The organism is Odoribacter lunatus, from assembly GCF_943193135.1.
GTDB lineage: Bacteria > Bacteroidota > Bacteroidia > Bacteroidales > Marinifilaceae > Culturomica > Culturomica lunata.
On record NZ_CALPCZ010000003.1, the window covers coordinates 15,985 to 31,094 of the forward strand.

Here is a 15,110-nt window from a genome sequence, read left to right on the forward strand (position 1 = left end):
TCTGATTTAATGTTGCGTGTTACGATTTAACCATTCGCTTATGGTATTTGCTGCTGACCGTGCGTCGGCTAATGTGTCTGTCAGGTTCATCGGGGCGGAGCAGCAGCCTGCTATAAAGACTCCTTCCTGATTGGTACGGTTGTTTCCGTAGTGGGGGTCGGCAGGTTGAATAAATCCGCTGGGAGCTTGGGTCAAGTGCAATTGTGAAGCCGCTTTCTGGCTTCCTTCCGAGGCCTCCATGCCAACCATGAGTACTAATAAATCCAGTGTCATGCGTAGCGGTTTGCCGATTAATGTGTCTTCGGCTTTTATGATGATTTGTTTGTTTTGATTTTCAGAAGCTTCGGAAAGTCTGCCGCGGATAAATTTGATGTTGTATTTTTCCTGTGCTTTCCGATACATTTCTTCGTATCCCGGTCCGAACATGCGCATGTCCATATAGAAACAGATGATTTCCGCTTCGGGCAGTAGCTCACGGGTTTCGATGGCTTGTTTTACCGCTGTAATGCAGCATAATTTGGAGCAATGGTAATTACAGATTTTTTCGTCCCTTGAACCGACGCAATGAATAAATCCGATGCGTTGGGGAAGGGCTCCGGAACGCATGGTGATTTGATGGTTGATGAATTTGTTTTCCAAATTCACAGAGGTAATGACGTTTTCATAAATGCCGTAGCCGTATTCTTCTTTTCTTTGGGCTTCAAAAAGTTTGAAACCGGTAGCAAGCAACAGGGCGTCACCGGTAAGTAAGGCTCCGTCGCTGAGCTGGACGGAAGTTTTGCCGTTTTCTTCCCGGGTGATATCGGTAGCTTCTGTATTCAGATGAAGACGGATATGGGGATGTTGAAGATGGTTTGACAGAATGGTGTTGAGGTCTTTGGCGCTTTTCCTGTCGGGGAAAAGTTGATACCAGTTATTGAGGTTACCTCCGGTGCTGTTTTCTTTTTCAATCAAGTCCACTTGGATGCCTTCGTTTGCTAAGCGGAATGCGGCTTCGCATCCTGCGGGACCGGCTCCTATGATGATAACGTTCATGATACGGATAAAGAGTTTATGATTATTTTATTTTTAAATAAGTGGGGCATTTAGGCGCACCTAAAGATTCACCCCGGCTGTTGCAATATTTTTTATCGGGATCATATGGGATACCCATTTTATCAAGTAAAGGTTCTACGGCAACTTGGTGCATTTGCAACCCGATATCCCACGGGTCGTATCCCAAGACCAATGCGGCCATTTCCTCATAGGTAAGTACCGGAATACCGTAGCCGTTGGCTCCGTAAGTGATGCCTTCCATTTCACTGATAGTATATTGCCATTTGTCGAGGAACATGGCACATCCCGGACAGTTGGCGACGATAAAATCGGGCTCGTAGGGCTGCATGGATTCAAATTTCTTTTTGGAGTTGGCAACGGAGAACCCCCTGTTTGCCATGACGAGGTAGTTACGGAAACCGAAACCGCAACAGTGCCGCCGTTCCGGATAGTCTATCGGTTCACCACCCCACGCTTCTATCATGCCGGTCAGTACGGCCGGAAATTCCGCACCTCCGATACCTTTGGAAGGAAACATCTTGGCATAATGGCACCCGATGTGGTCTACGACTTTTAAAGGGCGTCCGGTGTGTATGTTTTTTAACGGATGAAGAATTTGAGAGGCTATCTCGTTTCTGAATTTGTAGATAATATCGGAAGTGTGGGCGAGGTTACGGGGCTTTTTAAATTCCCGTCGAGTCGCTTTATACAAATACTCCCTGATTTTTTCTTCTATCTCGGGGTGGTGTTCCCATGTGTCCAGGATTTCCGTATAAATACCGAAAGAGGTAATGCACGAAGGGGTCAGGTTTTCATAGCCTGCTTCTGTCATGAGGGCGAAATGCCGCGCAACAACTGTCATGATTGTTTCTATCGGTACGACATCCGAATGGTAACCGATACCTGTACAGGTTGTGTGACGGGGATCATCGATGACATTTTTGTGTAGTTTGTTACGAAGAATATCCAGATAGACCCATTCCGAGCCGGGAAAGAAAGTCTGCCGGATGCAACTGCGTGCATAGAAGTAGTTGTTGTCGGCAATTTCTTTCTGGTATTCTTTCCATATTTGTTCTTTTCCTAACAGTTCCATAATGATTGTCAATAGTTGCAGGTCGGTTTATGCGTGAGAACCGTTGTTGTCCGTATAGGTGTGGAGAAAATAATCTTCCATATCGGTGCCTGTTTCTGCGGCTTTTTTCTCCGAACAGGTTTGTATGTTTTGCAGGAAGGCCGTCCCACCGGTGACGTCGAAGATTTTGTGCAGTTCGTCCATGCTTTCGGCATCTATTTCCCTTAAGGCTCCTTCGCCGGGTTTGCGGAAATTGGCGTGTACCCGTTCCATGACGTCGTCCATGTGGTCGTATACCCATTCCCAGACGGGACCTTGTTCCGGATGCATTTCGGGCTTGACTAAATCGGGAGTGACACAATATCCCCGTTCGAGGATATGGGTGTCAATAACCCTTTTTAAGGCATATTGCTGGCGTCCTTTTTCGGAGTGTACGAATGTACCTTCGTCTTGTGCCAATTTACGTAAAGCCATGATGATGAGTCCTGGCGTGTTGCCCCGGGGACAGCGTGTTTTGCAGGACATGCATTCGCCGCAGTACCAAATCATATCGGAATGTATCAGGGTGCGGATAGTTTCTTCGTCATTACGTTGTACGGACTCGACAATGGTGCGCGGGTCGTAATTATAGAATTCGGCAGCAGGACAGATGGCGGTACAGACACCGCAGTTCATGCAACTGTTCATGCCTTCGATGTAATGAATGTCCTGTTTTAGTTTTTCAATTAGTTCTGACATAGTAATCGAATGATAGTATCAAATACCGCATAAATTTACTTATGCAAAAGTAGATTATTTCTGGCAAGTTTTTGAGTGGGTAAATGCGTATTGTGGATGTGTATTTATACTTACGGGAAATGCTTCTTTTGGGAAATTGTAACAGTTGTTAGAAAAAAACGTAAAAGAGTTGTTTTAATTATTTAATTTCAGAGTTATGGAAAAAGCTTTAAAAGGGAGTTTAACGGAACAGAATTTATTGAAGGCTTTTGCCGGTGAATCGCAAGCAAAAAATCGGTATACGTTTTTTGCAGAGGTGGCACGTAAGGACGGCTACGAACAGATAGCAGGTATTTTTTACGAAACGGCATTGCAGGAAGAGATGCATGCGAAACGTTTTTTCAGCTATCTGGAAGGAGGCATGGTGGAGATAACTGCTGCCTATCCTGCGGGAGTGGTTTTACAGACGGAGGATAATTTGTTGGAGGCTGCGGAAGGGGAACATGATGAGGCCTTTAATTTATATCCTTTGTTCGGGCGGATTGCTTCCGATGAGGGATTTACGGCTGTAGCGAATACATTTAAGTATGTGACGGAAGTGGAGAAAATGCATGAGAACCGTTATTTGAAGTTGTTGGAAAATGTACGGAATGGCTGGGTATTTGCCCGTCCTGAAGAGGTAAGGTGGTATTGTCGTAAATGCGGGTATATGCATGTGGGGAAAACACCGCCCCAGGTATGTCCGTCCTGTCTGCATCCGCGGGCGTTTTTTGAATTGTTCCCGGATAATTATTGAGAAAGAGGGATTGCGAATCTGAGATTAAGTTCTTAGATTCGCAATTGTTTTGGATAATATGGTTTTATGATGAGAAAGTGGTGTGTTTGCTGGCTTGTTTGTTTGTTGGCTTCTGTGGTTGTCGAGGCACAAAATGTGTCTGCAAATAAGAAGGGGCGGGAAGAGTATGAAGAGGCGTTGCGGTTTTATCGGGAGAAGCGGTATGGAGAGGCGTTGGAGAGGTTGGATAAAGCGGAGGAGGCGGGACGTTTTGCCGAGGCTTGTTTTTTACGGGCGGATATTTATAATAAGCAGAAGAATAAGGAAACTGAAATAGAAGCTATCGAAGCGGGACTTGAGTTGGATTCCATGAGATATACGGGGTATTATTTTTTTCTGGCGGAAGATTATATGGCCTTGGGGAATTATGAGAAAGCTGGCTTTGCTTATGAGCAGTATTTGAAAAAGGATAAAAAGCAACAGCATGCAGTGCGTGCAAGAAAGCAGCGAAAGAATTGTGAGTTTGCTTTGCATGCGTTGGCAACGGAGCAGAAAAAGGAACGGGAATTGTTTATTGCAGAGGCGGGGGATGTTTATTGGCCTTCGTTGGATATAACGGGTGAAACAATATTGTATACGGCGCTGGAGGATGGGGTGGAAAATATCCGGATGCTTCGGGACGGGAAAAGTCAAGGCCTTAATTTGAATACATCGGGGAATGAAGGTACGCAATCATTGACGGCAGATGGGCAGATGATGTATTTTACCGGATGCGGACGTCCCGATTCGAGAGGAAGTTGTGATATTTATGTGGCTTATCGGCTTTCTGATAGTGTGTGGTCGGAACCGGTGAATTTGGGAGAACCTGTCAATACGGATTCATGGGAGGCACAGCCGTCGATTTCTCCGGATGGCAGGCATTTGTTTTTTGCTTCCAATCGTTCGGGAGGAAGGGGAGGAAGTGATATCTGGTATAGTGTTTTGTTGCGTCGGGAAGAGAATGGAAGACAAGTATGGTCGGAGCCCCGATTGCTGTATTTTAATACAGGAGGACAGGAAATGGCTCCCTTTTTACATTATGACGGGAAGACGTTGTTTTTTGCTTCTGATGCTTATCCGGGAATGGGAGGAATGGATATTTATAAAGTGGATTTGGAGGAAGTCGGAGAACCGCAGAATGTGGGGATTACCGTGAATACTTTTGAGGATGAAATGGGATTTGCGGTAGATGCTTCGGGACGAAAAGGATATTTTGCCTCTCGGGAAAATGGAAAGCGGAATATATATCGGTATGAGCTGGAGGATGAATTTCGGTGTGGTGAAACGTCTTATTTGAAATTGGAAGTGACAGATGAGGAAGATATGCGTCTTATTCCGGATCAGGTTACGGTGCAGGTGATTGGAAGGCGGGATACGTTGGCTTTGTATGATGGAAAGTATGTAAATTCGGAAATGTTGGTGTGTACACCTGCGGAGAGTATATTGCTGTTGAGTGTATTGAAAGACGGTTATCTGTATTATTCGGATACGGTGCTGGTTGGGCAGGCAGATTGGGAACGTCCGCTTTACCGGAAGATTGTTATGAAAAAGATTCGGACTAATACTTCTTTAGTATTGAAAGGAATCTTTTTTGAAGTAAACGATTACTCCTTGCGTCCTGAGTCGGAGGCTGAATTATTGCAGTTAGTAGCGTTTATGCAGCGCAATCCGAATGTGGAGATAGAGATTGCCGGGTATACGGACGATAGCGGAACAGATGATTATAATTATCGTTTGTCAGAGAGCCGGGCCTTTGAAGTGTTTAAGTATTTGTTTCTTCATCGTATAAGGAAAGAAAGAATGACTTATAAGGGATATGGTAAGGAAAATCCTGTCGCTTCTAATGATACAGAAGAAGGAAAGGCGAAAAATAGAAGAACGGAAATAAGGGTGAAATGATAAAGAAATACAATGTTTCGGGATTTGAAGTGTGGGAGTATGGGGCATTGACTTCGACTAATACGGAAGCGGAACAATGGAAGCGTGAGGAACTGAAAGATAAAAGGGTCGTTTTGACTTATCGTCAGATGTCGGGACGCGGGCAGGCAACCAATCGTTGGGAAAGTGAACCGAATAAGAATATAGCCGTAACAGTTGTGTTGTGTCCACCGTGTTACGAGGCATCTCGGCAGTTTGCCGTTTCGATGGTATGTGCTTTGGGTGTTTATGATTTTGTAAGTAAGTATGTGGAAGGGGTATCTGTAAAATGGCCCAATGATGTATATGTGGGGGATAAGAAGATTTGTGGTATCTTGATAGAACATACCGTTGCAGGGCGTTTTATTCGGAGTTCTTTGTGTGGAATAGGCGTGAATATTAACCAGACAGTATTTCTTTCGGATGCGCCGAATCCGGTGTCATTGTTCCAATTGACGGGCAAGGAAATACCTTTGGATAAAGCGGTGGAGGAATTATTGGCGTGTATCGGAAAACGCTATGGTAGAATAGAAGAATATGAGGTCTTGGAACGGGATTTTATGGAATGTTTGTATCGGCGTCAGGGGATTTACAGGTGGGAAGATGAGGAGGGAGAGTTTGAGGCTTCGGTTGTAAGAATTGATGAATTTGGACGTTTGGTGCTTAAAGATACGGAGGGTACGTTGCGGGTGTATGGATTTAAGGAAGTTGCTTATAAATAACTAAATAGATATATGATGCGAAGATTGGTTTTGTTATCGGTATTGACGGCATTGTGTGTGGGCTGTCACAAGGAAAAACATTTTGTTGCGGATGCACAAGGGCGGCAACGGATAGAACGGGATTTTGGAATAAAAAAAGAGATGTTGGCGGATGCTCCCGGAAATTTATTTGCCGTATTTGAACAGCCATTGAGTTTGGAAGAAAAAGAAGCACTTCAATTTCTTTATGCTTATTCTCCTTTAATCGATATAGCTTATTATGGAGGGGATTTTTTGTTACAGAATGTACGGCAGTCTTTGCTGGTTCGCGAAGAAATGCCTTGGGGAAAGGATATACCCGAAGTGATATTCCGGCATTTTGTATTACCGGTGCGGGCCGGTAATGAAAGTCTGGATTCATCAAGAATGGTTTTTTATAGAGAATTGCGGGACAGGGTAAAAAAGTGCGCTTCGATGGAAGAAGCTGCTTTGGAAGTGAATCACTGGTGTCATGAAAAAGCGATTTATAAACCGACCAATGCCCGAACTTGTTCGCCATTGACGATGACAACTACTGCTTACGGACGTTGCGGAGAGGAGTCGGTATTTGCTTTGGCTGCCATGAGGTCGGTGGGTATTCCGGCGCGTCAGGTGTATACACCCCGGTGGGCGCATTGTGATGATAATCATGCGTGGATTGAAGTGTGGGTAGATGGAAAATGGAAGTATTTGGGGGCTTGTGAACCGGAACCTCGGTTGGATATTGCTTGGTTTACAGCTCCTGTACGTCGTGGTTTGTTTATGACAGCTAGGGTCTTCGGCCGCTATCTTGCCGATGAGGAAGTGGTTTCTGTTAATCCGAATATGACAAGCGTGAATGTGACGGGTAATTATACGGATGTGCGTAAGGTAAAAGTGAAGGTGGTGGATGCTGAAGGTAAATCGGTGGCAGGGGCAAGGGTTGCTTATGAGATATATAATTATGGTGAATTTTATCCATCGGTAGTCTTGTTTACTGATGAGTCGGGTACATCTGAATTGACGGTAGGATTGGGAGATTGGTTGATTTGGGCTTCTAATCAGGGAAAGTATGGTTTCGGGAAACTGGAAGCTGCTTCGATGGAAGAGATAACAGTGGTATTGGATAAGAATGGCAAGGAGGGGTATCGTTTGGCTTATGATATGATTCCTCCGGTGGAAAAGGCGTATCAGGCGTTAGTGCCCGATGAGGAAAGGGCGGTGAATGACAGACGTTTTATGAAAGAGGATTCCGTCAGAAATGCTTATGTGGCTTCGTTTATCAGTGAAAAACAGATTGCAGATAAAGCCAAAGTATGGAATGTGGATACAAAAAGATTGACAAAACTATTGAAGGAAGCTCGGGGAAATTATCCTGAAATTGTAGCTTTTCTTCAAAAGGTTTATACTTTACAAGTGGGAGATATAGAGACGGCAATGGATTTGTTGGAAGTAGTTGCCGGAAAGGATTTGCAGGATACGAAGGCTACTGTATGGGAAGAGCATTTGCGTGGGGCGTATGAATTTAAGAAGCAGCCTCGTTTTGAAGATTTGCATAATGCCGGATTGTATAAAGAATATATATTGAATCCGAGAGTGAAAAATGAAGAGATTACGGCTTATCGGGAGTTGTTGAGGGAATATTTGAAAGAAAACGGGATTTTTACAGTAGAGGATTTGCTTTCAGTTATGCAAAAATTGCGGGTAGTGGATTCTGTTAATACAATAGGAGTGGCTACGCCTCCGGCAGGTGTATTGAAAGCCGGTGTGACAGATACGCGTTCAAAAGAATTGTTTTTTGTTGCGGCATGCCGTACAATGGGTATCGCTGCTCGTCTGAATCCGATGGATGGTAAACCGGAATACAACGAGGGCAAGGGCTGGCAACAGGCTTTGTTTATCCCTTCACAGCAAGTGGGACCTAAGGGGAAATTGATGATTGTTTATGACAGAGGAGAGGTAAAAGATCCGGCTTATTATACTCATTTTACGATTTCTCGTTTGGAAAACGGCATCGCCCGTCTGATTGATTTGGGAAGTAATGCGGATGTTGATATGGGTGGTGGTGTTGCATATAGCAAGATATTCCGTAGCCCGGTAGTGTTGGATGCAGGGGATTATATCTTGGTAACTGGTAATCGGCATAGTGATGGTTCTGTTGTTTCAGAGATAGTTTCTTTTGGAGTAAAAGCCGGTGAACTCACTCGTGTAAAAATGAATGTCAGAGGGGGGGCAGAGAAAGTAAGCGTATTGGGAAAAGTGAGTACGCCGATGCCGTATATTTCTGAAAAGAGCAAAATACAGGAAAATATGAGGTTACCTCAAGAAGGGTATACCGTAGTGGCATGGATCGCAGCCAATCAGGAGCCGACTAATCATCTGGTACGGGATATGAGTAATATGAAAGATGATTTTGAAGCGAAAGGTATTCCGATGTACTTTCTCTTTCCCAATTGGACACAATTGCAGAAATTCGCCCGGCATGACTTCAAGCCGCTGCCGGACAATATGCTGCTGGGCTATGATCCGGAAGGTGGATTGCAGGAAATAGTCGCCCGGAGCCTGAATCTGAAAAATGCCGATAACCTGCCCCTCATTCTGATAGTGAACAAAGCAGGGGAGGTGGTCTTCATTTCACAGGGGTATCGTGTGGGATTGGGGACACAGATTATCAAATTCATAAAGTAGGGGCTAAAGAAGTTGAAAGGGTTGAAACGTTGAAAAACGTTAAAGAGGCGTGTTTCCTTTTTTGACATGTTTCCGTAAAAACGGAATTTTTTTGAATTATTTCCGTCGTTTACGGAAACTTTGTATTGAAAAAATGACGAACAAGTTTCTGTAGAATTAAAATATTGAAAATCGTGGGAATTTTTCATTGAAAATCGTGGGAATTTTTCATTGAAAATCGTGGGAATTTTTTATTTTTGTAGCAAAATAGCAGGCTATGTATTATCAGCGACTCATTGAAAAAGAGATAGAACTGAAACTGAAAACTTCAGGGGCGGTCGTCGTAGCGGGTCCGAAATTTTGCGGCAAGACGACGACTTGCATGCTGTATCAGAAAAGTTTCGTAAAATTGAATACGAAACAAGCCATTGACATGGCAAGAATAAATCCCAGAGCCGTATTGGAAGGTGAAACGCCGAGATTGATAGATGAATGGCAGAAAGCTCCTGATATATGGAATCAAGTGAAGGATGACCTGGATTTCGACTATCGGTTCGGAAAATATATTCTGACAGGCAGTTCTACGCCTGCGGACAAAACAGAAGTGCACCACAGCGGCGCAGGCAGAATAACACCCGTAAAGATGCGTCCGATGAGTTTATGGGAATCCAGAGAATCGAAAGGTGTCGTCTCCTTGTCCGCTTTGTTTGAGGGGGCCAGGGACCTTCCCTGGGATATGAATACGGAATTTACTCTGGATGATGTGGCATTCCTGATATGCAGAGGAGGATGGCCTATATCCGTTCAGGCTCCCAGGGATGTTGCCATAGAAATCACGAAAAACTATTACAACGGTCTTTTTGTCTTTGAAGACTGTGAGAACGAGCGTTTCAGAAACAAGAAACCGGAAGTTCTGAAAATGATAATGAAGAGTTACGCTCGCCATATTTCTACCGAAGCGACCGTTTCTACTATTATTGCCGACGTGAGACAGAACAATGAGCGCACGATGGATAACAAGACTTTTGACGATTACATGGAGGCGTTGAAAGATTTGTATATTATAGAAGATTTGCCGGCCTGGAAACCCAACATCCGGTCGAAGACCTCCATCCGAAGTACGCCCACAAGGCACTTTGTGGATACTTCCATTGCCTGTCGGGCTTTGGGGGTAGGACCTGAAGATCTGAAAAAAGACCCGGAAAGTTTCGGATTGTTTTTCGAGGACTTCGCCGTCCGGGACCTCTCCGTTTATGCCGGAGCCATTAACGGTACGGTGACGCATTACAGAGACAATGCCGGCTTGGAATGCGATGCAGTGCTTCATCTGGAAGACGGACGCTGGGGCGCCATAGAAATCAAACTGGGGGGGAACGAACGTGTGGAAGACGGGGCGAGGGCTTTAAAAATACTGCGTAATAAAATCACCGAAAAAAGCGACGAGAAATCGCCGGACTTCCTTATGGTTCTCACTGCCGTAGGCGGGGCTTACCGAAGGGAAGACGGAATTTATGTCGTTCCGATAAATCTATTAAAGCCGTAATCCTTTTTTCAACTTTTTTTTTCGTGAGTTTTTCACTATTTTTGTGCAAAACTCATAAAAAATGGTAGAAAATTATTCTGAGGATTCGATCCGGACCCTTGACTGGCGTGAGCATATCCGTCGCCGGCCGGGGATGTATATCGGTAAATTGGGTGATGGATCGGCACCGGATGACGGTATATATATTCTTGTGAAAGAGGTGGTGGATAACTCGATTGATGAGTTCGCCATGGGTGCCGGGAATGAAATCCGGATTACTGTGGAAGACCGGAAAGTGACGGTGCGGGACTTCGGTCGGGGCATTCCGTTGGGGAAATTGGTGGACGTATCTTCCAAAATGAATACGGGTGCCAAGTATGACTCCGAAGCCTTCAAAAAATCGGTCGGATTGAACGGTGTGGGTATCAAAGCTGTCAATGCCTTGTCCGAAACCTTTGTCATTCAGGCATTCCGGGACGGAGAGACCAAATATGTCCAGTACGGGCGGGGAGAGATAGTGGAAGAACGGGATATTGTCCCCACGGACGAACCGAACGGAACAATGGTGACCTTTTGGGCTGACCGTGAGATTTTCGGAAATTATCATTTCATCGCCGAGTATCTGGAGGCCATGTTTAAAAACTATGTCTTCCTGAATACCGGTCTAACTGTCCTCTTCAACGATCATAAGTTCTATTCCAAAAGAGGGTTGTATGACTTGTTGACGGAAAATATGAGCGGTGAAGGCCTGTATCCGATCATCCACCTGAAAGGGGAAGACATAGAAATCGCCATGACCCACGGACGCCAGTACGGAGAAGAATACTATTCCTTCGTAAATGGCCAGCACACCACGCAGGGGGGAACCCACCTGGCGGCTTTCAGGGAAGCTGTCGTCAAGACATTGCGGGATTTCTACAAAAAGGACTTCGATGTGACGGACATACGCACCTCCATCATCGGTGCCGTCAGCATAAAAGTGCAGGAACCGGTGTTCGAATCCCAGACGAAAACCAAACTGGGCTCGAAGGATGTAGGTCCGGAAGGTCCCACCGTCCGCAATTTTATTTTCGATTTCGTGACGAAAGAGCTGGACAACTATTTGCACCGGAATCCCGATACCGCGGAACTGCTGTTGCGGAAAATAGTGGAGACGGAGAAAGAGCGCAAAGCGATGGCGGGAGTCCAGAAAATAGCCCGGGAAAGAGCCAAGCAGGTGAGCCTGCATAACCGGAAACTGCGGGATTGCCGGGTGCACTTCAACACCAATCATGAGCGGAAAAACGAATCCTCCATCTTTATCACCGAGGGAGACTCGGCGAGCGGTTCCATTACCAAATCCCGGGATGTCAACACGCAGGCCGTGTTCAGTTTGCGGGGAAAACCGCTGAACTCTTACGGACTGACGAAAAAAGTGGTGTACGAGAACGAGGAATTCAATCTGCTGCAGGCGGCGCTGAACATCGAAGACGGATTGCAGGATCTGCGCTATAACAACATCATCATAGCTACCGATGCCGATGTGGACGGAATGCACATCCGCCTGCTGATGCTGACCTTCTTCCTGCAATTCTTTCCCGACCTGGTGCGGTCCGGTCATGTCTATATCCTGCAAACCCCCTTATTCCGGGTGAGAAACAAGAAAGAAACATGCTACTGCTACACGGACGAGGAACGCCAGAAAGCCATACGGAAACTGGGACCGAAGCCGGAGATCACCCGCTTCAAAGGCTTGGGGGAGATCTCGCCGAATGAATTCCAGTATTTTATCGGAAAAGACATCCGGCTGGAACCGGTGCGTCTCAGCCGGGGTGACTCCATTGAAACGGTACTGAGCTACTACATGGGCAAGAATACCCAGGAACGCCAGGATTTTATCATAGACAATCTATATATCGAAAAAGATGAACTGAAATAACTTCGGTTCCCCAATTAAAATAATACGGATAACCATGGATATACAAGACGAAAAGGAGCAGGAGAACTATAACGGAGAGGAGCGGGACGAAGAAGAAAAAGAACCGGAAGAAGCAAGAGAAACCGAAGAGATACAGGACGAGAACGGCAGCATCCGGTCCATACAGCATCTGGACGGCATGTACCAGAAATGGTTCCTCGATTATGCTTCCTACGTGATACTGGAGCGGGCCGTCCCCTATGTGAACGACGGATTGAAACCGGTGCAGCGCCGTATCCTGCATTCCATGAGAGAAATGGATGACGGACGGTACAACAAAGTGGCGAACATCATCGGCAACACCATGAAATACCATCCCCACGGAGACGCCTCCATCGGGGATGCTTTGGTACAGCTCGGACAAAAAGACCTCCTGGTGGACTGTCAGGGAAACTGGGGAAACATACTGACGGGTGACGATGCGGCGGCACCCCGTTATATCGAGGCGCGGCTTTCGAAATTCGCCCTGGAGGTAGTGTTCAATCCCAAAACGACCGTCTGGCAGGCTTCCTATGACGGAAGAAACAAGGAACCGGTCACGCTGCCGGTGAAATTCCCCTTGTTGCTGGCACAGGGAGTAGAAGGTATCGCCGTGGGACTTGCGTCCAAGATACTGCCTCACAACTTTCTGGAATTGATAGATGCCTGCATCGCCTATTTGAAAGGGGAGGAATTTGTATTGTATCCGGATTTCCCGACAGGCGGAATGATCGATGTCTCCAAATACAACGACGGACTCAGGGGGGGAGTGGTGAAAATCCGCTCGCGGATAGAAAAAGACAGCAGCAACAAAGTGCTCAAGATTACGGAAATCCCGTATGGGCGCACCACTTCGTCTTTGATAGACAGCATCCTCAAAGCCAATGAAAAGGGCAAGATCAAAATCAAGAAGATAGACGACAACACGGCGGCGAACGTGGAGATATTGATTTACCTGGCACCCGGCGTCTCTTCAGATAAAACCATCGATGCCCTTTACGCTTTCACGGATTGCGAATTGTCCGTATCTCCCAATGCCTGCGTAATCGAGAACGACAAACCCTCCTTCATGCCGGTGTCGGACATCCTGCGGCAGTCCGCTGACGATACGGTCAAGTTGCTGAAACTGGAACTGGAAATCCGGCTCGATGAACTGGAAACGGAATGGCATTACTGCTCGCTGGAAAAGATATTCATAGAGGAACGCATATACAAGGACAAAGAATTTGAGGAGAGCGGCACGGTGGAGGCTGTAATCGCCCATGTACACAAAAGACTGCTTCCTTTTCTGCCGCGGCTGCACCGTCCGGTGACGGATGAAGACATCAAGGCGCTTCTGGAGATTAAAATGAAGAGAATCCTGAAATTCAACTCCGAAGAAGCCGATAACCACATCCGCACGCTGGAAGAGGAAATAAAAGAGGTGAACTACAACATCGAGCATATCATTCCTTACTCCATCCGCTACTACGAGAACATAAGAAAGAAATACGGCAAGGGAAAGGAAAGAAAAACGGAAATCCGGAACTTCGAGAACATCGAGGCGGCGAAAGTCGTGGTTGCCAACGAAAAACTCTATATCAACCGGGAAGAGGGATTCATCGGGACGGCTTTGAAAAAAGACGAATTCATCTGCGAATGCTCGGACATGGACGATGTGATCATCTTCCGGAAAGACGGAAGCTACTATGTCACGAAAGTCGCCGATAAGATTTTCGTCGGAAAAGACGTCCAGCATGTCGATGTCTTCAAGAAAAACGACAAGCGGACCATATACAATGTGGCCTACCGAGACGGCCGGTACGGCTCCTACTTCGTGAAACGCTTCTGCGTCACGGGAACCACCCGGGACAAACAGTACAACCTCACCAAGGGAACGGCAGGGTCGAGAATCGTCTACTTCAGTGCCAACCCCAACGGCGAGGCGGAAGTGATTAAAGTGTGCCTGAAACCGAAACCGGGCATGAAGAAACTGGTGTTTGATTACGACTTCGCCCAGCTGGCCATAAAAGGAAGGGATTCGCAGGGAAATCTGCTCTCTAAGAACGATATTCATAAAATCAATCTGGTGCAGAAGGGCGTGTCCACCTTGGGAGGCAGAAAAATATGGTTTGACGAGGACGTATTGCGCCTGAACACCGACGGACGGGGAAGATTCCTGGGAGAATTCCAGGGCGAGGAACGGATACTGGTCGTGAATAAAAACGGGACGTACTACACGTCCGATTTCGATTTGGGAAACCATTATGAAGAAGGCTATTCCGTCATTGAAAAATTTGATCCCCATAAAATCTGGTCGGCGGTATTTTTCGATGCGGACCAGGGATTCTACTACGTGAAACGCTTCAAATTCGAGGAAACCGCCAAACTGGCCTCCTTCATCGGGGAGACGGAAGGTTCCTACCTGGCAGTCCTGAGCGGAGAAAAACATCCCCGTTTCGAAATCAGCTTTGGAGGAAAATATTCCACCCGCCCGAAAGAAACCGTGCAGGCGGACGAATTTATCGGGGAAAAATCCTACAAGGCACGCGGGAAACGGCTCACTACGTTTGAAGTGAAGACAATACGGGAGATGGAACCTCTCGTGATTGAGACCGAAGAAAGCGAACCGGAAGAACTGAACACCGATGTGGAATTCGAAGTGACCAATCCTTCCGAGATAGCGGAAGACACGGAGCAGATGAAAATAGATTTTGAATAGCAGGACCGGA

At 46.2% G+C, this 15,110-nt stretch carries 10 protein-coding genes; 7 read left to right on the plus strand and 3 right to left on the minus strand.

Going from position 1 to position 15,110, the window contains the following annotated elements; all coding sequences use genetic code 11:
- Positions 1-6: 6 nt before the first annotated feature.
- Genes NFR61_RS02435 through NFR61_RS02445 form a run of 3 tightly spaced genes read right to left on the minus strand, consistent with a single transcriptional unit; the run spans position 7 to position 2,845 of the window.
- Entirely contained in the window at positions 7-1,035 is a 1,029-nt protein-coding gene (locus NFR61_RS02435) for an FAD-dependent oxidoreductase (protein WP_251620212.1), read from the minus strand.
- A gap of 22 nt (positions 1,036-1,057) precedes the next feature.
- The gene (locus tag NFR61_RS02440) at positions 1,058-2,128 is read right to left on the minus strand and encodes a heterodisulfide reductase-related iron-sulfur binding cluster (RefSeq protein WP_251620214.1); all 1,071 of its coding nucleotides are present in this window, start codon (positions 2,126-2,128) and stop codon (positions 1,058-1,060) included.
- 27 nt (positions 2,129-2,155) lie between these two features.
- Positions 2,156-2,845: a 4Fe-4S dicluster domain-containing protein gene (locus NFR61_RS02445; RefSeq protein WP_251620216.1), complete on the minus strand. Its 690-nt coding sequence runs from the start codon at positions 2,843-2,845 to the stop codon at positions 2,156-2,158.
- A gap of 196 nt (positions 2,846-3,041) precedes the next feature.
- Here NFR61_RS02445 and rbr point away from each other — a divergent pair, with 196 nt between their 5' ends.
- The 7 genes from rbr to NFR61_RS02480 all read left to right on the plus strand — a co-directional run bounded on the left by rbr (position 3,042) and on the right by NFR61_RS02480 (position 15,100).
- Complete coding sequence (gene rbr / locus NFR61_RS02450) at positions 3,042-3,620, plus strand: rubrerythrin (RefSeq protein WP_251620217.1); 579 nt, start codon at positions 3,042-3,044, stop codon at positions 3,618-3,620.
- A gap of 66 nt (positions 3,621-3,686) precedes the next feature.
- A complete protein-coding gene (locus tag NFR61_RS02455) occupies positions 3,687-5,537 on the plus strand; it encodes an OmpA family protein (RefSeq protein ID WP_251620219.1) in 1,851 nt (616 codons plus the stop codon).
- Positions 5,534-6,277 carry a biotin--[acetyl-CoA-carboxylase] ligase gene (locus NFR61_RS02460; RefSeq protein WP_251620221.1) on the plus strand — a complete coding sequence of 248 codons (744 nt, stop codon included), beginning with the start codon at positions 5,534-5,536 and terminating at the stop codon, positions 6,275-6,277. The genes NFR61_RS02455 and NFR61_RS02460 overlap by 4 nt, the downstream gene beginning before the upstream one ends.
- Positions 6,278-6,289: 12 nt before the next feature.
- On the plus strand, positions 6,290-8,962 hold the full coding sequence (locus tag NFR61_RS02465) for a transglutaminase-like domain-containing protein (RefSeq protein ID WP_251620223.1): 2,673 nt from the start codon (positions 6,290-6,292) through the stop codon (positions 8,960-8,962).
- 256 nt (positions 8,963-9,218) lie between these two features.
- Positions 9,219-10,484 carry an ATP-binding protein gene (locus tag NFR61_RS02470; RefSeq protein WP_251620225.1) on the plus strand — a complete coding sequence of 422 codons (1,266 nt, stop codon included), beginning with the start codon at positions 9,219-9,221 and terminating at the stop codon, positions 10,482-10,484.
- A 61-nt stretch (positions 10,485-10,545) separates the two neighbouring features.
- The gene (locus NFR61_RS02475) at positions 10,546-12,381 is read left to right on the plus strand and encodes a DNA topoisomerase IV subunit B (protein ID WP_251620227.1); all 1,836 of its coding nucleotides are present in this window, start codon (positions 10,546-10,548) and stop codon (positions 12,379-12,381) included.
- Between the two features lie 34 nt (positions 12,382-12,415).
- A complete protein-coding gene (locus NFR61_RS02480) occupies positions 12,416-15,100 on the plus strand; it encodes a DNA gyrase/topoisomerase IV subunit A (RefSeq protein WP_251620228.1) in 2,685 nt (894 codons plus the stop codon).
- Positions 15,101-15,110: the final 10 nt, after the last annotated feature.

Bases quoted from the DNA above. Each gene is read 5' to 3' on its own strand.
- NFR61_RS02435 (WP_251620212.1), bottom strand. From the start codon at position 1,035: ATGAACGTTATCATCATAGGAGCCGGTCCCGCAGGATGCGAAGCCGCA.
- NFR61_RS02440 (WP_251620214.1), bottom strand. From the start codon at position 2,128: ATGGAACTGTTAGGAAAAGAACAAATATGGAAAGAATACCAGAAAGAA.
- NFR61_RS02445 (WP_251620216.1), bottom strand. From the start codon at position 2,845: ATGTCAGAACTAATTGAAAAACTAAAACAGGACATTCATTACATCGAA.
- rbr (WP_251620217.1), top strand. From the start codon at position 3,042: ATGGAAAAAGCTTTAAAAGGGAGTTTAACGGAACAGAATTTATTGAAG.
- NFR61_RS02455 (WP_251620219.1), top strand. From the start codon at position 3,687: ATGATGAGAAAGTGGTGTGTTTGCTGGCTTGTTTGTTTGTTGGCTTCT.
- NFR61_RS02460 (WP_251620221.1), top strand. From the start codon at position 5,534: ATGATAAAGAAATACAATGTTTCGGGATTTGAAGTGTGGGAGTATGGG.
- NFR61_RS02465 (WP_251620223.1), top strand. From the start codon at position 6,290: ATGATGCGAAGATTGGTTTTGTTATCGGTATTGACGGCATTGTGTGTG.
- NFR61_RS02470 (WP_251620225.1), top strand. From the start codon at position 9,219: ATGTATTATCAGCGACTCATTGAAAAAGAGATAGAACTGAAACTGAAA.
- NFR61_RS02475 (WP_251620227.1), top strand. From the start codon at position 10,546: ATGGTAGAAAATTATTCTGAGGATTCGATCCGGACCCTTGACTGGCGT.
- NFR61_RS02480 (WP_251620228.1), top strand. From the start codon at position 12,416: ATGGATATACAAGACGAAAAGGAGCAGGAGAACTATAACGGAGAGGAG.